At 64.9% G+C, this 22540-nt stretch carries 19 protein-coding genes and 5 pseudogenes; 8 read left to right on the top strand and 16 right to left on the bottom strand.

Annotated elements, in window-relative coordinates:
* Positions 1-37: 37 nt before the first annotated feature.
* Positions 38-1563 (bottom strand): annotated as a pseudogene (locus OMK73_RS31050) (M16 family metallopeptidase).
* Positions 1564-1623: 60 nt separating this feature from the next.
* Here OMK73_RS31050 and ftsY point away from each other — a divergent pair.
* Positions 1624-2775, top strand: coding sequence for a signal recognition particle-docking protein FtsY (gene ftsY / locus OMK73_RS31045; RefSeq protein ID WP_267605403.1), 1152 nt, complete (start codon positions 1624-1626; stop codon positions 2773-2775).
* A gap of 87 nt (positions 2776-2862) precedes the next feature.
* Here ftsY and maiA read toward each other — a convergent pair whose 3' ends face one another.
* A complete protein-coding gene (gene maiA / locus OMK73_RS31040; protein ID WP_267605402.1) occupies positions 2863-3510 on the bottom strand; it encodes a maleylacetoacetate isomerase in 648 nt (215 codons plus the stop codon).
* A 4-nt stretch (positions 3511-3514) separates the two neighbouring features.
* A complete protein-coding gene (locus OMK73_RS31035; protein WP_267605400.1) occupies positions 3515-4216 on the bottom strand; it encodes a fumarylacetoacetate hydrolase family protein in 702 nt (233 codons plus the stop codon).
* A 288-nt stretch (positions 4217-4504) separates the two neighbouring features.
* Here OMK73_RS31035 and OMK73_RS31030 point away from each other — a divergent pair.
* The 5 genes and pseudogenes from OMK73_RS31030 (at position 4505) to ybiB (ending at position 9789) form a co-directional block, all read left to right on the top strand.
* A pseudogene (locus OMK73_RS31030) lies at positions 4505-5078 on the top strand (ANTAR domain-containing response regulator).
* Between the two features lie 364 nt (positions 5079-5442).
* On the top strand, positions 5443-6762 hold the full coding sequence (locus OMK73_RS31025; RefSeq protein WP_267605398.1) for a CmpA/NrtA family ABC transporter substrate-binding protein: 1320 nt from the start codon (positions 5443-5445) through the stop codon (positions 6760-6762).
* An 85-nt stretch (positions 6763-6847) separates the two neighbouring features.
* The gene (gene ntrB / locus OMK73_RS31020; RefSeq protein WP_420715612.1) at positions 6848-7786 is read left to right on the top strand and encodes a nitrate ABC transporter permease; all 939 of its coding nucleotides are present in this window, start codon (positions 6848-6850) and stop codon (positions 7784-7786) included.
* A 52-nt stretch (positions 7787-7838) separates the two neighbouring features.
* Positions 7839-8642: an ABC transporter ATP-binding protein gene (locus tag OMK73_RS31015; protein ID WP_267605397.1), complete on the top strand. Its 804-nt coding sequence runs from the start codon at positions 7839-7841 to the stop codon at positions 8640-8642.
* A gap of 127 nt (positions 8643-8769) precedes the next feature.
* Complete coding sequence (gene ybiB, locus OMK73_RS31010; RefSeq protein WP_267605395.1) at positions 8770-9789, top strand: DNA-binding protein YbiB; 1020 nt, start codon at positions 8770-8772, stop codon at positions 9787-9789.
* 39 nt (positions 9790-9828) lie between these two features.
* Here ybiB and OMK73_RS31005 read toward each other — a convergent pair.
* Positions 9829-10691 (bottom strand): annotated as a pseudogene (locus OMK73_RS31005) (pirin family protein); the annotation flags it as partial.
* Positions 10692-11102: 411 nt separating this feature from the next.
* On the opposite strand from OMK73_RS31005, the gene rpoH reads away from it, so the two are divergent.
* Positions 11103-11999, top strand: coding sequence for an RNA polymerase sigma factor RpoH (gene rpoH / locus OMK73_RS31000; RefSeq protein ID WP_267605392.1), 897 nt, complete (start codon positions 11103-11105; stop codon positions 11997-11999).
* 98 nt (positions 12000-12097) lie between these two features.
* On the opposite strand, the gene OMK73_RS30995 is transcribed toward rpoH, so the two are convergent.
* From OMK73_RS30995 to OMK73_RS30975, 5 genes and pseudogenes are all read right to left on the bottom strand, one after another.
* Positions 12098-12724 carry an SCO family protein gene (locus tag OMK73_RS30995; protein WP_267605391.1) on the bottom strand — a complete coding sequence of 209 codons (627 nt, stop codon included), beginning with the start codon at positions 12722-12724 and terminating at the stop codon, positions 12098-12100.
* A 147-nt stretch (positions 12725-12871) separates the two neighbouring features.
* Complete coding sequence (cyoE, locus tag OMK73_RS30990; RefSeq protein ID WP_267606576.1) at positions 12872-13741, bottom strand: heme o synthase; 870 nt, start codon at positions 13739-13741, stop codon at positions 12872-12874.
* Positions 13742-13801: 60 nt separating this feature from the next.
* A pseudogene (locus OMK73_RS30985) lies at positions 13802-14904 on the bottom strand (COX15/CtaA family protein).
* 7 nt (positions 14905-14911) lie between these two features.
* Positions 14912-15568, bottom strand: a complete 657-nt coding sequence (locus OMK73_RS30980) for an SCO family protein (protein ID WP_267605389.1) — start codon at positions 15566-15568, stop codon at positions 14912-14914.
* A 98-nt stretch (positions 15569-15666) separates the two neighbouring features.
* Complete coding sequence (locus tag OMK73_RS30975; RefSeq protein WP_420715611.1) at positions 15667-16428, bottom strand: SURF1 family protein; 762 nt, start codon at positions 16426-16428, stop codon at positions 15667-15669.
* A gap of 78 nt (positions 16429-16506) precedes the next feature.
* On the opposite strand from OMK73_RS30975, the gene OMK73_RS30970 reads away from it, so the two are divergent.
* On the top strand, positions 16507-16716 hold the full coding sequence (locus OMK73_RS30970) for a twin transmembrane helix small protein (protein WP_006159466.1): 210 nt from the start codon (positions 16507-16509) through the stop codon (positions 16714-16716).
* 172 nt (positions 16717-16888) lie between these two features.
* On the opposite strand, the gene OMK73_RS30965 is transcribed toward OMK73_RS30970, so the two are convergent.
* From OMK73_RS30965 to OMK73_RS30935, 7 genes and pseudogenes are all read right to left on the bottom strand, one after another.
* On the bottom strand, positions 16889-17749 hold the full coding sequence (locus OMK73_RS30965) for a cytochrome c oxidase subunit 3 (RefSeq protein ID WP_267605385.1): 861 nt from the start codon (positions 17747-17749) through the stop codon (positions 16889-16891).
* Positions 17750-17884: 135 nt separating this feature from the next.
* Positions 17885-18096, bottom strand: a pseudogene (locus OMK73_RS30960) (DUF2970 domain-containing protein).
* 38 nt (positions 18097-18134) lie between these two features.
* Positions 18135-18749, bottom strand: a complete 615-nt coding sequence (locus tag OMK73_RS30955) for a cytochrome c oxidase assembly protein (protein WP_267605383.1) — start codon at positions 18747-18749, stop codon at positions 18135-18137.
* Positions 18750-18766: 17 nt separating this feature from the next.
* Positions 18767-18898, bottom strand: a complete 132-nt coding sequence (locus OMK73_RS30950) for a cytochrome oxidase small assembly protein (protein ID WP_006159470.1) — start codon at positions 18896-18898, stop codon at positions 18767-18769.
* Positions 18899-18975: 77 nt separating this feature from the next.
* Positions 18976-20580, bottom strand: a complete 1605-nt coding sequence (gene ctaD / locus OMK73_RS30945) for a cytochrome c oxidase subunit I (RefSeq protein WP_267605381.1) — start codon at positions 20578-20580, stop codon at positions 18976-18978.
* Positions 20581-20603: 23 nt separating this feature from the next.
* A complete protein-coding gene (coxB, locus tag OMK73_RS30940; protein WP_267605379.1) occupies positions 20604-21866 on the bottom strand; it encodes a cytochrome c oxidase subunit II in 1263 nt (420 codons plus the stop codon).
* A 58-nt stretch (positions 21867-21924) separates the two neighbouring features.
* Positions 21925-22434 (bottom strand): DUF2244 domain-containing protein, encoded by a 510-nt coding sequence (locus OMK73_RS30935; protein WP_267606575.1) that lies wholly within the window; start codon positions 22432-22434, stop codon positions 21925-21927.
* Between the last annotated feature and the right edge of the window lie 106 nt (positions 22435-22540).

The following is a 22540-nucleotide window of genomic DNA, read 5'->3' as shown; positions in this document are numbered from 1 at the left end:
GCAAAGAGGGCATCTTGGGTCCTGTCCTCTAGAGAGCTCAGCGGAGCGAGTCGGCGGCGGCCGGAGCCTTTGCCTTGTTCGGGTCGATCGGCTGCGGCAGCAGGGTTGCCACGGTCAGGTTATCGTCGTTGAAGTACTTGCCAGCCACCGCCTGCACCTGCTCCGGCGTGACGGCCTTAATCTTGTCGAGCATGCGGTCAATCTGGCGCCAGGAAATGCCGGCGATCTCGGCCACGCCAATCTCCATGCCTTGCCCGAACACCGAGTCGCGCTTGTAGATCTGCGCCGCCACCACCTGCGCCTTGACCCGCTTGAGCTCTTCGGGCGAGACGCCTTCGCGCGCAATGCGGGCGATCTCGTCGCGCAGCGCGCGCTCGATCTCCTCGGTGGTATGGCCCGTGGCCGGCGTGCCGTCGAGCACCATCAGGGACTCGCCGCGGTTGATGCTGTCGTAGCCCACGTTGACGTCGTCGGCGATGCGGCGCTTGCGCACCAGGTCGCGCGTCAGGCGGGCGTTGTCGTAGCCATTGAGCACGGCGGAGAGGACTTCCAGCGCGTAGGGATCAACGTCCTTCTCGACATCGTGCAGGCGCGGCACCTTGTACGCCATCACCACGTAGGGGTTCTCGGCCGGGGCCTTGACCCATATCCGCTTGATGCCCTTTTGCGCGGGCTCAAGCTGGTTCTTGCGCAGCGGCAGCGGGCGGGCCTTGAGCTTGCCGTAGGTGCGCTCCGCCAGCGCCTTGACCTCGGCCGCCGTGACGTCGCCCGTCACCACCAGCAGCGCGTTGTCCGGCACGTACCAGTTCTTGTACCAGGCCTGCACGTCTTCCACGCGCATGTTGACCAGGTCGTCCGGCCAGCCGATCACGGGATGCCGGTAGGGCGCGGCGGTGTAGACGGTGGCCAGCAACTGCTCGTAGACGGTGCCGCGCGCGGAGTCGTCCGTGCGCAGGCGCCGCTCTTCCGTCACGACCTTCATTTCCCGGTCGAACTCATCCTTCTTGATGATGAGATTGGCCATGCGGTCGGCTTCCAGCTCCATCATCTTCGGCAGGTACTGCTTGCTGATCTGCTGGTAGTAGAGCGTGAAGTCGCGGTTGGTCATGGCGTTCTCGCGCCCGCCCAATGCCGCGATCTGCTTGGAAAACTCCCCGGGCCGACCTTTGGTGTACCCTTGAACATCATGTGTTCAAGCATGTGCGCCACGCCCGTGGTGCCGCTGACCTCGTCCATGCCGCCCGCGCGATACCAGATCTGGTGGGCTACGGTGGGCGCGCGATGGTCTTCCTTGACGATTACCCGCATGCCGTTGGACAGCTTGAACTCGGTGGTATCGGCCTGCGCCGCGGCGGTTTGCGCGGCGGTTGCCTGGCCGCTCGGCAACGGCGGCGCCACCACGGCGGTCTGCGCATAGGCAGCGCCGAACCAGGGCATCGCGATCAACAAAAGGGTGGGAACAAGGCGCCGGGAGAAAGCGGCCTGGCGAACAGCGCCGGCGCCGGCAAGATGCGAAGCGGTACGGGCGGCGCCCGACCTGGACCTGACAGCACAATGGTTCATGCGACCCCGTCTGCTAGAATTTTGGCGATTGATTCTACCGGGGTATTGACCCCTTTCCCAATGTTTAGTTTCTGGAAGAAGCGCAAGGCCGAACCGGTGAGTGCGCCGCCCGAGGTGCAAAGCCCGGCGCCCGCCGCCACACCGGCCGCGGCGCCCGCCAGCGCGCCAACCCCCATTCCCACGGCCGGGCCTGCCCCGGCCGCCGTCGTTTCCGTCCCGACAACCCCCATCGAACCGGTCCAGAGCGTGCCTGCGGCCGCTGCCGAGGAACTGGAACTGGTGCTGACCCCGCCGCCGGCCGCCTCCGCCGAGGCCAGGCGCGGCTGGATGCAGCGCCTGCGCACCGGGCTGTCCAAGACCAGCCGCAACCTGGGCACGCTGTTCGTTGGCGTCAAGGTCGACGAAGACCTGTTCGAGGACCTGGAAACGGCCCTGATCATGGCCGACGCCGGCGTCGAGGCTACCGAGCACCTGCTGAGCGCCCTGCGGCGCCGCGTCAAGACCGAACGCATCGACACCGCCGAAGGCGTCAAGGCCGCGCTGCGCGAACTGCTGACCGACCTGCTGCGCCCGCTCGAGAAAACCATGTCACTGGGCCGCGAGCAGCCGCTGGTGATGATGATCTCGGGCGTCAACGGCGCCGGCAAGACCACTAGCATCGGCAAGCTGTGCAAGCACTTCCAGAGCTATGACCAGTCCGTGCTGCTGGCCGCCGGCGACACCTTCCGCGCCGCCGCGCGCGAGCAGCTGACCATCTGGGGCGAGCGCAACAACGTCACCGTGGTCTCGCAGGAGAGCGGCGACCCGGCCGCGGTGATCTTCGACGCGGTCAACGCGGCACGCGCACGCAGCATCGATATCGTGATGGCCGATACCGCGGGCCGCCTGCCCACGCAGCTGCACCTGATGGAAGAGCTGAAGAAGGTCAAGCGCGTCATCGCCAAGGCGATGCCGAACGCGCCGCACGAGTCGCTGCTGGTGATCGACGGCAACACCGGCCAGAACGCGCTGTCCCAGGTCAAGGCGTTCGACGACGCGCTGGGCCTGACCGGGCTGATCGTGACCAAGCTCGACGGCACCGCCAAGGGCGGCATCCTGGCCGCGATCGCGCGCCAGCGCCCGGTACCGGTCTACTTCATCGGCGTGGGCGAGAAGGTCGAAGACCTGCAGCCTTTCAATGCCGAGGAATTCGCCGACGCACTGCTCGGCTGAGCGGCAAACCGGCCCGCCAGAAGAAAAGCCCCGCAATCGCTTGCGGGGCTTTTTCCTTTGCGCACTGCCGGGGCTTAGCCTGCCAGCTTACTCAGCGTCCGGCTGCGCCTTGGGCTCGGCCTGCTGGAACGCGGGCAGCGCCATGCAGGAGTCGAACACCTTGGCGATGGCCGGGTAGCGGGCCACGTCGATATTGAAGCGCTGCGCGTTGAACACCTGCGGCACCAGGCAGATATCGGCCAGCGTCGGCGTATCGCCGAAGCAGAAGCGCCCTGCCTTGCCCGAGCGCACGAGGTTGGTATTCACCGACTCGAAACCCAGCTCGACCCAGTGGCGATACCATGCGTCCTTGGCCTCCTCCGCCACGCCCAGCGTGTGCTTGATGTACTTCAGCACGCGCAGGTTGTTCAGCGGATGGATCTCGCATGCCACCTCCAGCGCCAGGGCGCGGATGTAGGCGCGGTCGAGCGCGCTGCCCGGCAGCAGGGGCGGCTCGGGATGCGTCTCGTCGAGGTACTCGACCATCGCTACGGACTGGATCAATACATGATCGTCATCCAGCAGGGTCGGCACCAGCGCATCGGGGTTCAGCGCCCGGTAGGCCGGCAGCAGTTGCTGGCCGCCGTCGCGCAACAGATGGACCGGCATGTACTCGTAAGGCAGGCCCTTCAACTGCAGGGCGATGCGCACACGGTACGAGGCGGAGCTGCGAAAGTAACTGTAAAGCTTGAGCATGGGCTCAGACTACCTTGACGGTGAGCTCGCCCACGCCTTCGATCTTGCACAGCATGACATCGCCCTTGACCACCGGGCCCACGCCTTCCGGCGTGCCGCTGTAGATCAGGTCGCCGGGTTGCAGCTCGAACAGCTTGGAGAGATAGGACACCATTTCGGGCACCGACCAGATCAGGTCCGATAGGTCGCCGCGCTGCTTCTCGACGCCGTTGACGGCCAGCGTCACCGCGCCCTTCTGCGGATGGCCGATGACGGACACCGGCACGATCGGGCCGATCGGGGCGGACTTGTCGAAGGCCTTGCCGGTTTCCCAGGGGCGGCCAGTCTTCTTCGATTCGTTCTGCAGGTCGCGGCGCGTCATGTCGAGACCAAGCGCGTAGCCAAACACGTGGCTCGCGGCGTCCGCCTCGGCGATGCCCTTGCCGCCCTTGCCGATGGCAACGACCAGCTCCACTTCGTAGTGGCAGTTGCTGGTGCCCTGGGGATAGGGGAAGGTGCCTTCGGTGCCGTCGGCGACATAGCTCACGGCGTCGGCGGGCTTGCAGAAGAAGAATGGCGGCTCGCGATCCGGATCCGAACCCATTTCACGGGCATGGGCGGCATAGTTGCGGCCCACGCAGTAAACCCGGCGCACCGGGAACTGAGCGCTGCTGCCACGCACGGGCACGCCATGGGGCGCCGGCGGGGCAAATACGAATTCGGTCATCCATCTCTCCAGACTTGTGTACTGTGTTTTGGGCTACGCACCGGCATGCGGCGTCGCCAGCAGACGCCCCCCGCCGCGCAGCAGGGCAATAGCATACACCTGCGTTTCCTGCCGCGTATGGCACTAGCCATTGAATCCGGGAAACCCCGCAATACAATTAAAAGCATCTCGGCGCGAATATTGCATGGCACGAGAGATTCCAAGTGACGCCATGAACAGACGCCCCCAGCCCCTTCCAGTCCGGCGAGTCCGACGAGCCCCGCGCCCGCCGCGGCGAGTTCACGCGCGCTGCGCATCTTGCTGGTGCGCGATCCGCATGACGAGGATCCGCTCAATATCGAGACGATACGTGCCGGGCTTGTATCGGCGGGCTTCACCGACATCGAAACCGTGGATGCCGACCTGCGGCTGCCCGACGCCATCGCCGCGAGGCAGCCGGACCTGATCATCATCGCCTCGGAGTCCGCCGCGCGCGATACGGTCGAGCATGTGTGTGTCGACCCAGCATGCGCCGCGCCCCATCGTGCTCTTCACGGACAACGACGACGCCCAGCGCATCAAGGCCGCGCTGACGGCGGGCATCACCGCCTATATCGTCGACGGCCTGCGCGCCGAGCGCGTGAAGACCGTGCTGGACGTGGCCTATGCGCGCTTCGAACTGAACCAGGAACTGCGCGCCGAGCTCGATGCCACGCGGCTGCAGCTGGCCGAGCGCAAGGAAGTCGAGCGGGCCAAGGGCCTGCTGATGAAGGAGCGCGGCATGACCGAGGACGAGGCCTACAAGCGGCTGCGCAGCATGGCAATGGAGCGCGGCATCAAGCTCGTCGAGGCGGCGCGGCGGGTCATCGATGTGATGAGTTAAGCCACGAAGCAGCCCTATTGGCGTTTCGATACGCCCCGCACGCCGCACGCGCTTGGTGCAATGCACAAAGATGGCGCGACAGGAACACCTCCCACGCACCGGCACCGCACCGGCGCAGCTTTCGCTCGCCCGCTTCCGGCTCCTGCGCCCTTCGCGCCTGCTCCGCCATTCCGACAACAGCCCGTTCCACCCTTGGCACGCCGCTTGCGTAATCAAGTCATCGGCCAACGACGGCCGATCACATACCGATGTGCGCCGCCAACGAAGGCCGCGCCGCATCACGGGACAACGGCGTCCTGACCTGCCCCCGCATTTCTGGCGAAAGCGGAGCAGTTCAGGACGCTTTTTATTTGGAGCCGTGTCAATGCCCTCTCGCCTGAAGATTGCCAAGCCGCTGCATTCAGCAGTTGCCACCGACGCCAGCATCACTGGAGCCGATGCGGTGCCCGCCAGCAGCGGACGGCGCCGCGCACTGGCCACAATCGCTGGCGCCAGCGTGATCACCCTGGTTGATCCCCTGGTACGCGCTGGCGCATGGGCAGCCGGCTCCGACGCACCGGAAAAGCCGGAGGTACGGATCGGCTTCATCCCGCTGACGGACTGCGCCTCGGTCGTGATGGCGGGCACGCTCGGCTTCGACAAGAAGTACGGCATCAAGATCACGCCCACCAAGGAAGCCTCCTGGGCCGGCGTGCGCGACAAGCTGGTCAATGGCGAACTCGATGCGGCACATGTGCTGTACGGCCTGATCTACGGCGTGCAGCTTGGCATCGGCGGCCCCAAGAAGGATATGGCCGTGCTGATGAACCTGAACCACAACGGCCAGGCCATCACGCTGTCGTCCAAGCTGGCGGAGAAAGGCGTCAAGGACGGCGCCAGCCTGAAGGCGCTGATGATGAAGGAAAAGCGCGAGTACACCTTCGCCCAGACCTTCCCCACCGGCACCCACGCCATGTGGCTGTACTACTGGCTGGCCGCCAACGGGATCAACCCGATGCAGGACGCCAAGGCCATCACCGTGCCGCCGCCGCAGATGGTGGCCAACATGCGCGTAGGCAACATGGACGGCTTCTGCGTGGGCGAGCCCTGGGGCGCGCGCGCCATCGCCGACAAGATCGGCTTTACCGCGGAGACCACGCAGGCGATCTGGAAGGACCACCCGGAGAAGACCCTGGGCACTACGGCCGAGTTCGTGCAGAAGTATCCCAACACGGCGCGCGCGATGGTTGCCGCCGTGCTCGACGCATCGAAGTACATCGACGCTTCGGCCTCCAACCGCCGCAAGACCGCCGAGACCATTGCCGCCAAGTCCTACGTCAACACCGACATGGACATCATCCTGGACCGCATGCTGGGCCGCTACAGCAACGGCCTGGGCAAGACCTGGGACGACCCGGACTCGATGAAGTTCTACCAGGACGGCATCGCCAACTATCCCTTCCTCTCCGACGGCATGTGGTTCCTCACGCAGCAAAAGCGCTGGGGCTTGCTCAAGGAACATCCGGACTACCTGGAGGTGGCGAAGAAGGTCAACCGCATCGACATCTACAAGCAGGGCGCCGCCGCGGCGCAGGTGCCGCTGCCCAAGAGCGACTTGCGCACCGCGAAGCTGATCGACGGCGTGGTATGGGACGCCAGCAAGGACCCGAAGGCCTACGCCGACGGTTTCAAGATCAAGGCCTGACGCGCACGCGCCCTGGCGTGATTCCGATTTTGTTTGCCGCTTGAACGCCGGCGTGGCGACACGCCGGCTCCTGAAGGAGCCTGACGTGAATGCACTAGCCCAGCCGGCCCCGCATGCTGCCAACCAAGCCGCCCCTGCAGATGCCGGCACCACCGCCGAGCTCGCCGTGGTTGGCGACCAGCAAGCCCATGAACGCGCCGAGCGCCGCGCGCTCGCAGCGCAAGCCGATGCGCGCCGCGCGGCGCGGCGCGACGCCATCGCCGCCGTCGTGCTCAAGGTGATGCCGCCCGTAGCAGGCTTTGCGCTGTTCCTGCTGATGTGGCACGGCATCGCCACCATGATCCCCGCCATCCCCACGCCGGCCGCCACCTGGCATGCCGCCGTGCCGCTGTTCGCCGACCCGTTCTACCGCAACGGCCCCAACGACCAGGGCATCGGCTGGAACGTGCTGGCATCGCTGGCGCGCGTGGCGGCAGGCTTCGGGCTGGCGGCGCTGATCGGCATCCCGGCCGGCTTCGCGCTGGGCCGCTTCGCCTTTCTCAACGCCATGATGGCGCCCATCATCAGCCTGCTGCGCCCGGTCTCGCCGCTGGCGTGGCTGCCCATTGGCCTGCTGCTGTTCAAGTCCGCAAACCCGGCGGCAATCTGGGCCATCTTCATCTGCTCGATCTGGCCGATGGTGATCAATACCGCCGTGGGCGTGACCCGCGTGCCGCAGGACTACCTGAACGTGGCGCGCGTGCTCGACCTGTCCGAATGGAAGGTGTTCACCCGCGTGCTGCTGCCGGCCGTGCTGCCGTACATGCTCACCGGCGTGCGGCTGTCCATCGGCACCGCGTGGCTGGTGATCGTGGCCGCGGAAATGCTCACTGGCGGCACCGGCATCGGCTTCTGGCTGTGGGACGAGTGGAACAACCTGAAGGTGGAACACATCGTCATCGCGATCTTCATCATCGGCGTGGTCGGGCTGCTGCTCGAATACGCGCTGCTCAGCCTGGCCAAGCGCTTCAGCTACGGCAACTAAGCCGCCAAGACGCCAAGTCGGCTACCGCGCCCTGGCACCCAAGGAGAACCTCATGGAAAAGTTCGTCCGTATCGAGCATGTCGGGCAGACCTTCAAGACCAAGAAGGGGCCGTTCGTGGCCCTGCGCGATGTCAACCTGACCATCGCCAGCGGCGAGTTCATTACGCTGATCGGCCATTCGGGCTGCGGCAAGTCCACCTTGCTCAACCTGCTGGCCGGGCTGGACCGGCCCAGCGCCGGCGCGCTGATCTGCGCCGAGCGCGAAATCGCCGGCCCGGGCCCGGATCGGGCGGTGGTGTTCCAGAACCATTCGCTGCTGCCCTGGCTGACCTGTTTCGACAACGTCTACCTTGGCGTGGAGCGCGTGTTCGGCGGCAGCGAAAGCAAGGCGCAGCTGAAGGCCCGCACGCACGACACGCTGGCCATGGTTGGCCTGACCCACGCCGAAGCCAAGTATCCGCAGGAGATCTCGGGCGGCATGAAGCAGCGCGTGGGCATCGCCCGGGCGCTGGCCATGGAGCCCAAGGTGCTGCTGATGGACGAGCCCTTCGGCGCGCTGGATGCGCTCACCCGCGCGCACCTTCAGGACGAGCTGATCAAGATCGTGGCGAAGACGCGCAGCACGGTGGTGATGGTGACCCACGACGTGGATGAAGCGGTGTTGCTGGCCGACCGCATCGTCATGATGACCAACGGCCCCGCGGCCACCATCGGCGAAGTGCTGAAGGTGGACCTACCGCGGCCGCGCGAGCGCATGGCGCTGGCCGGGGATAAGGACTACCACGCATGCCGCACGGCAGTGCTGGACTTCCTGTACCGCAAGCAGCGTAATCCCGCCCTGAAGGAAGCCGCCTGAGCAGGTGCAATGGGGGGCCTGGCGCTATCGGCGCCGGGGGCGAAGCCGGGCCGGCGTTGCGGCTGTCATGGGCACGGCCGGCTCGCTCCGCTATCATGGACTTCAAACCACATAGTCCCAACCCGCCATGACCACCACGCCCACCTCCCCTGCGGCTCCCGCCGCCCCTGCTTTCGCTGCCGCGAAGTACATCAAGGAAATCGGCCGGGGCGTCAACGGCGCCCGTGCGCTGCCGCGCGAAGACGCCCAGGCGCTGTTCGATGCCATGCTGGCGGGTCGCGTGGCCGATATCGAGTTGGGCGCGGTGCTCATGGCCTATCGCATCAAGGGCGAGGCGCCGCACGAGCTGGCCGGCATGCTCGATGCCGCACACGCGCATTGCCTGCCGCTGGCCGGCCCGGCGGACCGCATCGTGGTGTCCATCCCCAGCTACAACGGCGCGCGCAAGCAGCCCAACCTGGTGCCGCTGCTGGCGCTGCTGCTGGCGCGCGAGGGCGTACCGGTGCTGGTGCACGGCTCCCGCCAGTTCAACGGGCGCGTCACCAGCATCTCGCTGTTCGAGGCGCTGGGCGTCGCGCCTTGCGGCTCCGTGGCGCAGGCCGAATCCCAGCTGCGCAGCAAGGACGCCCAGCCCGGCCCGCTGGCCGTGCTGCCGATCGACGTGCTGTCGCCGGCGCTGGCCCGGATGCTGGACAAGCGCATGCAGATCGGCTTGCGCAACTCCGCGCATACGGTGGTCAAGATGCTGCAGCCGGTGGGCGCGCACTCCCCGGCCGAGGCGCTGCGGCTGTATAGCTACACCCACCCCGAGTACCGCGAAACCCTGACCGACTATTTCTCGCGCGAGCCCGCCAATGTGCTGCTGGCGCGCGGCACCGAAGGCGAGGTGGTGGCGGACGCCCGGCGCAACAGCCGCATCGACTGGCTGCACGACGGGCATCAGCGCACTTTGGTCGACCCGACTTCCGGCTCCATCGTGGAAGTGCCGGAGTTGCCGCCCGGCAGCGACGTGGACCAGACCGCGGCCTGGATCCGCCTCGTGCTGGACGGCAAGCTGCCCGTGCCCGCCCCGATCGCCACGCAGATCGACGCCATCCGCGACTGCCTGCAGCAAGGCACGCGGGTAGCCTGGGCCAGCCCGGTCTGATCCGGGCCGGCTGCGCGGGCGCCTCTGGTCAGCGCTTGCGCTGGGGCAGGGGATGCGATCGTCTTCCCCCGGCACACGCGGAAACTGGTCATCCTCCCAGCGCTGGGAGGCCGCTTCGATCGCCTCCTTGGTGCTAGCAACGAAATTCCAGAAGATAAAGCGATGGCCGTCGGTCGGGTCCCCGCCGAGCAACATCACGCGCGACGCCACCTGCGCCGTCAACGTCACCGGCTGGCCCGGCACCAGCACCGCCAGGTGCCGCTCCGGCAGCACCTCGCCGTCCAGCGCGATGGTGCCGTCCACCGGGTAGACGCCGCGCTCGGCATGCTCCGCCGGAATCTCCAGGCTGGCGCCCGCCTCGAGCTCAATGGCCACATAGAGCGTGCGGCCAAACACCTTCACCGGCGCCTCGGCGCCAAACGCATCGCCCGCAATCACCGTCATGCGTACGCCAGGGCGCTCCAGCTTGGGCAGCGTCGCCGCCGGATGGTGATGGAAGGACGGCTCGACGTTCTCGTGCTCCTTGGGCAGCGCCACCCAGGTCTGGATGCCGTGCAGGCGTGGCCCGGCATCGCGGGCGGCCTGGGGCGAGCGCTCCGAGTGCGCGATGCCCCTGCCCGCCGTCATCCAGTTCACGTCGCCCGGCCTGATGACCTGCTTGCTGCCCAGGCTGTCGTGGTGAAGCATCTCGCCCTCGAACAGGTAGGTGACCGTGGCCAGGCCGATATGCGGATGCGGGCGCACATCCGCCCCTCTCCCGGCGGCATGGCCACCGGGCCCATGTGGTCGAAGAAGATGAATGGGCCGACAGTCTGGGTTGCCGCGGCGGGCAGCAGGCGGCTCACGGCAAAGTCGCCGAGGTCACGGGTATGCGGCTTGAGCAAGTGTTCGATAGCAGACATGAATGTTCCCCGGTTTGGTCGATGCTGGCGCGCAGCACCACTGAGATAAATGAAAAGAGTGTAGCTGCTAGCGAAACACAGCATCTCATCCGGCGACAGAACCGGCAGGGGTAGCAGCCCTCTAATCAATGTCCGATCGTTGGCGCACCCGCGTGAGATAGTGGCCTCGCCACATTCCTCGCCACATCCCGCAAGATGTCGGTTTAAAACACTATGTAGAAGTACCATTCGATTACCAGGAACTATCAACCCTATTGTCACTCCAACTTAGCAGTCCCCCGGCTTGAGTGCTAATATGTGTTGCAATGCAGTGCGAGCCCCCCAAGAGGTCCGCACACGCGGGCAACCCACCCGCCGGAATGCGAAAGGAGCAATCGAGTGAACGCGGTCTTATCTGCTGACCAAACCCAAATGAACAACCGTCTGCCTACGGTGCCGCAGGGCGCCGGGACGTTTGCGCTGACCTTTCCTGGAACGCTGGGAAATATCGACAGCTATATCCAGGCTGTCCACCGTATTCCCCTGCTTACCCCCGAGGAAGAGCAGCGGCTTGCGCGCGAGTTGCGCGAGCACGACTCCGTCGATGCGGCGCGCCGCATGGTGCTGTCGCACCTGCGCCTGGTGGTGTCCATCGCCCGCCAGTACCTCGGCTATGGCCTGCCCCACGCAGACCTGATCCAGGAAGGCAATATCGGCCTGATGAAGGCGGTGAAGCGCTTCGACCCGGACCAGGGCGTGCGGCTGGTGTCGTACGCCATGCACTGGATCAAGGCCGAGATCCACGAATACGTGCTGAAGAACTGGCGCATGGTCAAGGTGGCTACCACCAAGGCCCAGCGCAAGCTGTTTTTCAACCTGCGCAGCCACAAGCAGGGCGCCCATACCTTCACGCCGGAACAGATCGACGCGGTTGCGCGCGAGCTGAACGTCAAGCCGGAAGAAGTGATGGAGATGGAAACCCGCCTGTCGGGCGGCGACCTGGCGCTCGAAGGGCAGATCGACGATGGCGAAGAAGACTTCGCGCCCATCGCCTACCTGGCCGACAACCACAACGAGCCGACCCGCGTGATCGAGGCCCAGCGCCACGACCGCCTGCAGGTGCAAGGCCTGGAAGAAGCGCTGTCCAAGCTCGACGACCGTAGCCGCCGCATCATCGAGGCGCGCTGGCTGCAGGTCAACGACGACGGCTCGGGCGGCTCCACGCTGCATGAACTGGCTGACGAATTCGGCGTTTCCGCCGAACGCATCCGCCAGATCGAAACCGCGGCGATGAAGAAGATGAAGGGTGCGCTGCAGGCCTTTGCCTAAGGCTGAAGCTCAAGCTCAAGCGCACCAGAAATAAACAGGGCCGGTCTCGCGACCGGCCCTGTTTTATTTTTCCGCCGGTTTCGCGCCGGCGGCTCGCCTCAGGACAGCAGCTGCTTGAGGTCGTGCACGATTGGCTCCGGCCCCTGGCCGTGGCGGATAAACAGCCGCAGCTTGCCGCTCGGGTCGAACACATAGCTGCCCGCCGAGTGATCCATGGTGTAGTTGTTCGGCGAAGTGCCCGGCACCTTGGCGTAGAACACCTTGAAGTCCTTGGCAACCTTCTGCAGCGCGGCATCGTCGGCCGGGCGCATGCCCAGGAAGCGCGGATCGAAGGCCGGCACGTACTGCGCCAGCAGGGCCTGCGTATCACGCTCCGGATCCACCGTGACGAACAGCACCTGCACCTTGTCGGCGTCCGGACCCAGTTGCTCCATCACCGCCTTGAGCTCGGCCATGGTGGTCGGGCACACGTCCGGGCAATGCGTATAGCCAAAGAACATCACTACCGCCTTGCCCTTGAAGTCGCCAATGGAGCGCACCTTGCCGTTGTGGTCGGTGAGGACGAAGTCCTTGCCGAACTCACTGCCGCCGGTGATATCGACGTTCTTGAAGGAAGCCTTCTGCTGACCACATGCCGCCAGCAGCAGCGAGCACAGGGCCAGCAGGCAAAACCGGCGGAAAGTCGCGAAGGTGGGGAGAAAGGCTGAAGGGAAGCGGTTTGGCATGCGAGTTCGGGTGGTGTTGACGAGCCGGACCGCCCGGCAGGCGGCTGGACGCGACAAGGTCACATTAACAGATGACACGCAGTATCGCCGATCGGGGCCGCCACGCGCGCAGGCCGCGACAAGATGCCGCAAGCCTGCCCGGCCCGCTCAGGCCTGCGGCAGGAACTTGAAGTAGTGATCGACCAGCAGCGCGGCGAACAACAGCGAGAGATACAGGATCGAGAAGCGGAAGGTGCGTTGCGCCAGCGCGTCCGAGTAGTTGCGATACATCTTCCACGAGTAGGCCAGGAAACCGCCCCCCAGGACCAGCGCGGCCGCCAGGTAGATATAGCCGCACATGCCGTACACAAAAGGCAGCAGCGTGGCCGCGATCATGATCAGCGTGTACAGCAGGATGTGCAGCAGTGTGAAGCGCTCGCCGTGCGTCACCGGCAGCATCGGCAGGCCGGATTTGGCGTAGTCGGCGCGGCGATACAGGGCCAGGGCCCAGAAGTGCGGCGGCGTCCACGTAAAGATGATCAGCACCAGGAACCAGGCTTCCGCCGGCAGGTCGCCCGCGACCGCCGCCCAGCCGAGTGCCGGCGGCATGGCGCCGGACAGGCCGCCGATGACGATGTTCTGCGGCGTGGCCGGCTTGAGCAGGATGGTGTACACCACAGCGTAGCCGACGAAGGTGGCCACGGTCAGCCACATGGTCAGGTCGTTGGTGTAGACGTGCAGCAGCCACATCCCTGCCCCGCCCAGCACCGCGGAGAACACCAGCGTCTGGATGGTGGTGATCTCGCCGGTGGCCGACGGGCGCCATGCGGTGCGGCGCATCAGCGCGTCGACCTTCTGCTCCACCAGGCAGTTAATGGCGAAAGCGGCACCTGCCAACAGCCAGATGCCGGCAGCGCCCCCGATCAGCACCGGCCACGGCACCATGCCGGGCGTGGCCAGGAACATGCCGATGATGGCGCAGAAGACGGCAAGCTGCGTCACCCGCGGCTTGGTCAGGGCGGCATATTGGCGGACCAGGTGGCGAACCCGTCCGAGGGGATGTGTGGGTAGCTGTAACCACTGAGGAGTTCTTGTCTTTCATGTGGCGCGCGCGGCGGCCGGCACGTCGGTAGCGATGTCAGCGGACCGGGCCGCGAGCCCTATATTGTAGTTGAGGCGAACCAGGAGCAGCAGCAAGACCGCCGCGCCGCCGTTATGCGCCACCGCGGCGCCCAGCGGCCAGTCGAACACGATGTTCGAAAGCCCGGTGGCCAGTTGCAGCGCGAGAAAGCCCAGCAGCCAGCCGGCGCTGCGCGCAAGGCCGCCAAGGCGGCGCGCCTGCAGGCCGAACCAGGCCAGGAAAGCCAGCACGACAAAGCAAAGCCGCGATGCACCCAGTGGATCGCTACCAGGGCCGAGTGTGGAATGTAATCGCCGTCTGCGGTCATGCCGAGCTGGCGCCACAGCGTGAAGCCGTGGCGGAAGTCCATGTCCGGCACGAGCTGGCCGTTGCACAGCGGAAAGTCGGTACATGCCAGCACCGCATAGTTAGTGCTCACCCAGCCGCCCAGGAAGATCTGCAGCACCAGCAAGGCCAGCGCAATGCGCGCCGGCCAGCGCAGCCCGGCCGCCTGCGGCGCGACCCGCAGCGGCGGGTCGTTGCGCGAGCCCAGCCAGATCAATGCCGCCAGCAGGCTCATGCCGAGAATCAGGTGCGTGACCACGATGATGGGCTGGAGCTTGAGCGTGACCGTAAAGGCGCCGAACGCGCCCTGCACGCACACCAGCAGCAGCACGCCGGTGGCGAACCAGGGCGACTGCTTGAGCTCGCGCCGCTTGACCCAGGCCAGCACCATCAGCGTGATGATCAGCACGCCGACCGCCATGGCGAAGTAGCGGTGGATCATCTCGATCCAGGCCTTGGTAATGGTCACCGGCCCACTGGGCAAGGCCGTCTCGGCGGCGCGGATGTGCTCCTGCGCCGCATGCGGGTTGGAGTGGCCATAGCAGCCCGGCCAGTCGGGGCAGCCCAGGCCTGAGTCGGTCAGCCGCGTAAAGCTGCCGAACATGATCAGGTCCAGCGTCAGAAAGGCGGTGATCCAGACCAGCTTGCGGTACTTGTTGCGATCCCCCTTGACCAGCACGTAGCTCAAGGGGAACAGCGCGATCAGGACGCCGATGACGGCGAGTTGGAGCAGCATGCGCGCCTCAACCGATGTGAGAGTACTTGAGCAGCTTCTTCAGGTCGGAGCTCATCTTCTTGGGGTCTGGCTCCTTGGGGAAGCGCATCATCAGGTTGCCCAGCGGATCGACCAGGAACAGGCTGTCCTCGATCCGGGCACCCGGTTGCGCCGGCAGCCATTTCTGCATGGCTTCACGGTTGACGCGCAGGAAGCGCACGCCGGCATACGGCTCGTTGTAGGCGGCCGACAGGCGGGAATCGACAGCGCCCTCGTCGCTGATCAGCCATACCGGCACGATGCGCTCGCGGTCCTGCCCCTGCCCCGCGCGGATCTGGCGGATGGTGAACAGCTTCTTGGCGCAGGCTTCGTCGCACGCCGCGCCATCCGCGGTCACCAGCAGCCACTTGCCCTTGAAACTATCCAGCGGCACGGACTCCGCGCGCTCGTTGGCGATCTGTATCGCAGGCATGGGGCGCTGCGGATCGATGAGCGTGCCGTAGTTGGTGGAGCCGCCCGCCGGCTTGAACACGTAGTACGTCAGGTAGGAAGCGATGACAGGCGAAGCGCACACCAGCAGGAGCAGCAGCATCTGGATGCGGCCGCGGCGGGTGCGGGCGTCGATGCGCGAGTCTTGCGGCGCGGCGCGGGCGGCCTGGGCCGAAGCGGGATCTGGTTGTTGCATAGCGTTTCGTCTGTCTGTCGTTAGGGGCGGTTGCGCTCATCTGACCGCAACACGTCGCTGTGGTTCGTGGGTGCTGCCGGGGCCGCCTGCGGGCTTGCTCAAGCCGTCATGCGGGTGGCGCGCCGCCAGCTCAGCGCCACCAGCAGCACCAGGGTCAGCGCGGCCAGCCCGAACCACTGGAAGGCATAGCCATAGTGGCGATCGGCGCCGATGTCCGCTGGCGCCCAGTCGCGCGCCAGCCCGTCGCCGTTGTCGTTGCGCTGTTCCAGCACAAAGGGTTGCAGGGGCACGCCAAGTTCCCTGGCGTAGGCGGCGAGATCCACATTCTGGCGGATCTTCTGGCCGGCCTCGGCATTCGCGCCCTGGCCAAGGCTGAAGACCCTCGGCACGGTCGCCAGCGCCGTGCCGTCCAGTTCCACCTCGCCTTCCGGGGTCGGGAACGGCGCGATATGTGTGCGATCCTGCGCATCGCGGGGCAGCCAGCCGCGTAGCACCAACACCGCCGGGGCGGAAGCATCGCCCCCTGCAACCCGCAGCGGCGTGAGCACCATGAAGCCGGCACGGCTATCGGTCCCGTTGCCGTGGGGGCGATTGTCCAGCAAAACCGTATGCGCTGCATCGAAGCGGCCGCGCACGTGCACGCGCCGCTCCGCCACCGCGCCATCCGCCAGGCTGCGCCCGATCTCCAGCGGCGGCTGGGCTGCCAGCGCCTCGAGGCGCGCGGCCCGCGCCACTTTTTCATGGGCCCGGTTGAGCTGCCAGTTGCCCAAGGCACAGGTGACGGCGATCACCACCAGCGCGGCGATGGTGGGCAGCGGGCTCAGTGCGCGCCACAGCTTCACGTGCGGCCTCCCTGGCATTTCCCGAGGGCGTTGCCAAGCGCGCCGATGCGATAATGGCACTTCATCCCTAGCAGACCCCGCGCTTGCGGGCCCTCCATGCGTATCGTCATCCTCATCGCGTTCTTCCTCATCATCGGTAGCCTGGCCTCCGCCCTGTTCTTCATGATGCGCGACCGCGGCAGGACGCCAAACATGATGCGCTCGCTGATGTTCCGGGTCGGCTTCTCGGTGGCCCTGTTCGTCTTCATCCTGTTCTCGCACTGGATGGGGTGGATACAGAGCACGGGCATCCGCATGGCGCCCTGAAGCTGGCGCGCTTCCGGCGCCCCTTGGCGACGCCAGGATCGAACTACAAAAAACAAGCGCCGCAGGCTGGCTACTTCCCTGCGGCGCTTGTTTTTTGTTGTTCCCCGCGAGCAGAGGAGGAACCTCCCCGCGACGCCGCCGGCGTGGCCGGCGGGCACTGCGATCGGGTGTCTTACAGCCAGTACACCACGATGTAGAGGAACAGCCACACCACGTCGACGAAGTGCCAGTACCAGGCGGCGCCTTCGAATGCGAAGTGATGGTCAGGCGTCAGCTGGCCCTTGAGCACGCGCACCAGCACCACCGTCAGCATGATCGCGCCGAGCGTCACGTGGAAACCGTGGAAGCCGGTCAGCAGGAAGAAGGTGGAACCGTAGATGCCCGAGGTCAGCTTGAGGTTCAGCTCCGAATATGCATGATGGTACTCATACACCTGGAAGCACATGAAGATCGCGCCCAGCAGGATGGTCAGCACCAGGCCCTGGATCAGCTGGCTGCGCTTGTTGGCCAGCAGCGCATGGTGCGCCCAGGTCAGCGTCAGGCCGGACATCAGCAGCAAGGCGGTGTTGATCGTGGGGATCGGCCATGGACCCATGGTCTGGAAGCTTTCCACGACACCCGCCGGTCCGAGGTTCGGCCACACGGCGGCGAAGTCGGGCCACAGGATCTTGTTGTTCAGGTCGCCCAGCCAGGGCATGGCGATGTTGCGGGCGTAGAACAGCGCGCCGAAGAACGCCGCGAAGAACATCACTTCGGAGAAGATGAACCAGCCCATCGACCAGCGGAACGACAGATCGATGTTCTTGCCGTACTTGCCCGTCTCGGATTCGTTGATCGCCTCGCCGAACCAGGTCTTGAGCACGAACAGGAACCACAGCAGGCCCAGGCCGCACAGGTACGGCCCCCAGGTCTGCCCGTTTACCCAGCCAGCAGCACCCCCAGCCGTCAGCAGCAAGCCAAAGCTAGCCGTGATCGGATGGCGCGAGGGGCCCGGTACGAAGTAGTACGGAGCGTTTGCGCGGTTCGCACTCATTCTTTTTTCTCCAGCTCAGAGTCTCTGATTCAGTAATCGTTATCCGCACATCCAGCCCTGACAAGGCCGGCGGCATGCTTTTGCCCTGCTCTTTTACTTGTTCCTACCCTGCCCTGTACGTTGCGCTGCGTGGCCTCACCCTACCACCACACGCACGACCGTGATCAGCACCGCGATCAGGATGGCTACCCCGATCAGGCCGGCAATGATCACATGGACCGGGTTGAGCTGTGCCATGTCGCGCTCGTGCTCGCTCCCTTGCGCAGGCCGATAAACGACCAGAACACCGCGCGCAGGGTTTGCGCAAATGACAGCTTGCGCTTGACCGCGTCCTTCATCTCATCCACGGCTTACCCCCACAACCACAACCACTACAACTGCAAATTCAAATGCCCTTGCCCGCACCGGCCGGCTGCGCGTCGAGCGGACCTTGCGGCGCTTGCGCCACCGGCGACCCGATCTCGAAGAAGGTATAGGACAGCGTAATGTTCTTCACGTCTTTCGGCAGGTCCGGATCGATCACGAACACCACCGGCATCTCGCGTGCTTCCTTGGCCTTCAGTGTCTGCTCCTTGAAGCAGAAGCACTCGATCTTCTTGAAATACTGCGTGGCCAGCTTGGGCAGGTAGCTCGGGATGGCCTGCGCCGAGATATCGCGTGCCTGGCCGTTCGCCACTTCGTAGACGATGGTGGTCATCTCGCCCGGGTGCACTTCCATGCTGCTCTTGACCGGACGGAAGGCAAAGGGCCCGCGCGCGTTGGAGTCGAACTCGACCGTGATCGTGCGGGTCTTGTCCACTTGCGTGTTCTTGACCTGGCCACCGTACAGGTCCCGCGTGGTCACCACGTTCAGCCCGGTGATCTCGCAGATCTTCTTGTACAGCGGCACCAGCGCATAGCCAAACGAGAACATCAACGCCACCACCACCAACAGCCGCAGCATCATCCCGCGGTTGAACTTCTTGTCGGTGGCATTGCTTGACTGCTGGTTCACGCTCATCTCAATACCCTGCAGCTTCAGCCGAGAAAGATCATCTTGGCGAAGAAACCCAAAAAGAAAACCATCACGATCGAGAAAAGGATCAGGCCGAGACGACGATTGGAGGCCTTGCGGTCTGCCTGCGATGGACTTTTGTTTGGATCCTGCATAACACCTTGCTTGCGTGACGCGGAAGGACGGGTACTGCCCATCCTTCCGTGTCTATTGCGGCTTGCCTGACTGCGGCTTACCTGACTTGCGGCGGCACTTCAAAGGTGTGGAACGGGGCCGGCGACGGCACGGTCCATTCCAGGCCCTCGGCGCCATCCCACGGCTTGTCCCCGGCTGCCTTGCCGCCACGATAGGACGGCAGCACCACGAAGAAGAAGAAATACACCTGCATCAGGCCAAAGCCCAGTGCGCCGATCGATGCAATCGCGTTGAAATCCGCGAACTGGGTCGGGTAGTCGGCATAGCGACGCGGCATGCCGGCCAGACCCAGGAAGTGCATCGGGAAGAAGGTGATGTTGAAGAAAATCATCGAGCCCCAGAAGTGGATCTGGCCGCGGGTTTCGTTGTACATGAAACCGCTCCACTTCGGACCCCAGTAGTAGAAGCCCGAGAACATCGCGAACAGCGAGCCAGCCACCAGTACGTAGTGGAAGTGGGCCACGATGAAGTAAGTGTCCTGCAACTGGATATCGATCAGGGCAACCGCCGGCATCAGGCCGGTGAAGCCACCGATGGTGAACACGAAGATGAAGCCGATCGCGAACAGCATCGGGGTCTCGAAGGTCATCGAGCCGCGCCACATGGTAGCGATCCAGTTGAAGATCTTCACGGCCGTGGGCACCGCGATCAGCATGGTGGCGTACATGAAGAACAGCTGGCCGGTCACGGGCATGCCGGTCGTGAACATGTGGTGAGCCCACACGATGAACGACAGGATGGCGATCGAGGCGGTCGCGTAGACCATCGAGCTATAGCCGAACAGGCGCTTGCGGGCGAAGGTCGGCACGACGTGCGAGACGATCCCGAACGCCGGCAAGATCATGATGTAGACCTCGGGGTGGCCGAAGAACCAGAAGATGTGCTGGTACATCACCGGGTCGCCGCCTCCGGCCGCCGAGAAGAAGCTCGTGCCGAAGTGACGGTCGGTCAGCACCATGGTGATGGCGCCAGCCAGCACGGGCATCACGGCGATCAGCAGGTAGGCGGTGATCAGCCAGGTCCAGCAGAACATCGGCATCTTCATCAGCGTCATGCCGGGTGCGCGCATATTGAGCACCGTGACGATGATGTTGATCGAGCCCATGATCGACGACGCGCCCATGATGTGCATGGCGAAGATCGCCATGTCCATGCCCGGGCCCATCTGCACCGACAGCGGCGCGTACAGGGTCCAGCCGGCGGCGGTGGCGCCTCCCGGTGCGAAGAACGACAGCACCAGCAGCAGCGCTGCCGGGGGCATCAGCCAGAAGCTGAAGTTGTTCATCCGCGCGAACGCCATGTCGGATGCGCCGATCTGCAGCGGGATCATCCAGTTGGCGAAGCCGACGAAGGCCGGCATGATCGCGCCGAACACCATGATCAGGCCGTGCATGGTGGTGAACTGGTTGAACAGTTCCGGGCGGAAGAACTGCAGGCCCGGCTCGAACAGCTCGAGACGGATCAGCAGTGCCAGCGCGCCGCCAGACAGCAGCATGGTGAACGAGAACAGCAGGTACAGCGTACCGATGTCCTTGTGGTTGGTGGCAAACAGCCAACGGCGCCAGCCATGCGGTTGATCGTGGTGATCGTCATGCGCGTGGTCGTGCGGGTGGGCGAGCGCGTCCGGGGTAGCAGTACTCATCGCGAAAACTCCTGAAATCCTGTTCAACCTGCGGCGCGGTCACCCGCGGCGCTGGCCTGCTTGGCAGCGGGCTTGTCTTCCGTCTTGGGCGCGGCGTCGCCGCCAGCGCCAGGTGCGCCGCCGCCTTCGCGGAACTTGCCGGCACGCGCGTTCACGAAATCGCTCGGTTGAATCACTTCACCCGTCTTGTTACCCCAGCTGTTGCGGGTGTAGGTCATGACGGCAGCGAGTTCGGTATCGGAGAGGTGCTTCCACACCGGCATGGCACCCTTGCCTTCCAGCAGGATATGCATCTGGCCGGCATCCGGGCCGTTGACGATCTTGGAACCGTCGAGAGCCGGGAAGGCGCCGCCGCCCTTGCCGTTAGGCTGGTGGCAGACCGCGCAGTTGGCGGTGTAGACTTTTTCGCCGCGGGCCTTGAGCTCGTCCAGGGTCCAGGTCTTGTTGGGGTCGTCCGCCTTGGCGGCGAGTTCCTTCTTCTTGCCGTCGACCCACTTGGCGTAGTCGGCGTCGGAGACGACGCGCACGACGATCGGCATGAAGGCGTGTTCCTTGCCGCACAGCTCGGCGCACTGGCCACGGTACACGCCAATCTTCTCGGCCTTGAACCAGGTGTCGCGCACGAAGCCGGGGATGGCGTCCTGCTTGACGCCGAAGGCCGGGATCATCCAGGCATGGATGACGTCGTTGGCCGTCAGCACCATGCGGACCTTCTTGTTCACGGGCACCACCATCTCGTTGTCCACCTCCATCAGGTAGGTGTTCGACTTGGGGGCCTCGTTGTTGATCTGCTCGCGCGGGGTGGTCAGGGTGGACACGAAGGAGATGCCTTCGCCGTCGCCCTTCAGGTAGTCGTAGCCCCACTTCCACTGGTAGCCAGTGGCCTTGATGGTGATGTCGGCGTTGGTGGTGTCCTTCATCGCCACGACCGTCTTGGTGGCGGGCAGGGCCATGCCGATGACGATCAGGAACGGGATGATGGTCCAGATCACCTCGACGGTGATGCTTTCGTGGAAGGAGGCCGACTTCGCGCCCTTGGACTTGCGGTGCTTGAACACGGAGTAGAACATCACCCCGAACACGCCGATGAAGATCACGGTGCACATGATCAGCATCATCCAGTTCAGCCAGTGAATCTGCTCGGCGATCTTGGTGACCGGCTCGGTCAGATTGAGCTGACGCACGGCGGGGCCGCCTGGCATGTCTTCCACTGCCAGGGCTGCATGGCTAGTGAGCAAGGACGCTCCCACCAGACACGCTGCGGATGCCTTCTTCCACATTTTCATTTGTTATCTACCCAATTTACAGATTCAAATCTGTCACTCGCCGGACCTCCGCTGCCTCTCAGAGAGAACGTAAAGCCGATGCGAGCTCCTGCGCGAACTTTCGCCGCTTGTACGGGTCCAGAAAACACCCCACCCGCACAGCGCTCTTGCCCGAGCGCAGCAACACCAGCGCCCGTAATGATTCACCCGGTTCGACCCGCACCCACAGCGGGTTGAATTCATGCCGTGTCAGCTGCCCTGCACTGACCGAAACCACTACCAGCCTGCCGTCGACGAGGCTGACGCGCTCGTAGTCCGACGCATGCCGCCCATGCACCAGCAGGGCAATGCCCAGCCCCAGCAGTTCCAGCCCGGCAAAGGGAAGCACGAGCCATGACCCTCGCCACGCGAAGAACAAGGCGATGGCGAGCGAAACACTGACGATCGAGAGGTAAAACCAGCCAACCTGGCGCGGAGACAGCGAACAATTCCGCTTCATCAGCCAGTCTTTGTCCGGCGGGCCAAATCCGTCGGAACTGCCGCCGGATTTGTCTTGCGCCGTCTGGAGTGCGATACCCAAGTCTTGCATCGCCAACCTTGCATCGCCAACCACTCTGCGCTGGATGCACGCCTGGACGATTGCGCCTGGGACGCACCATTGAAGTGCGATTTCGGGCAAATTGTGCCAGGGAGAC

It is taken from the genome of Cupriavidus sp. D39 (assembly GCF_026627925.1).
In the GTDB taxonomy this organism is placed as follows: domain Bacteria; phylum Pseudomonadota; class Gammaproteobacteria; order Burkholderiales; family Burkholderiaceae; genus Cupriavidus; species Cupriavidus ulmosensis.
This window is presented reverse-complemented; position numbering and strand designations above follow the sequence as displayed.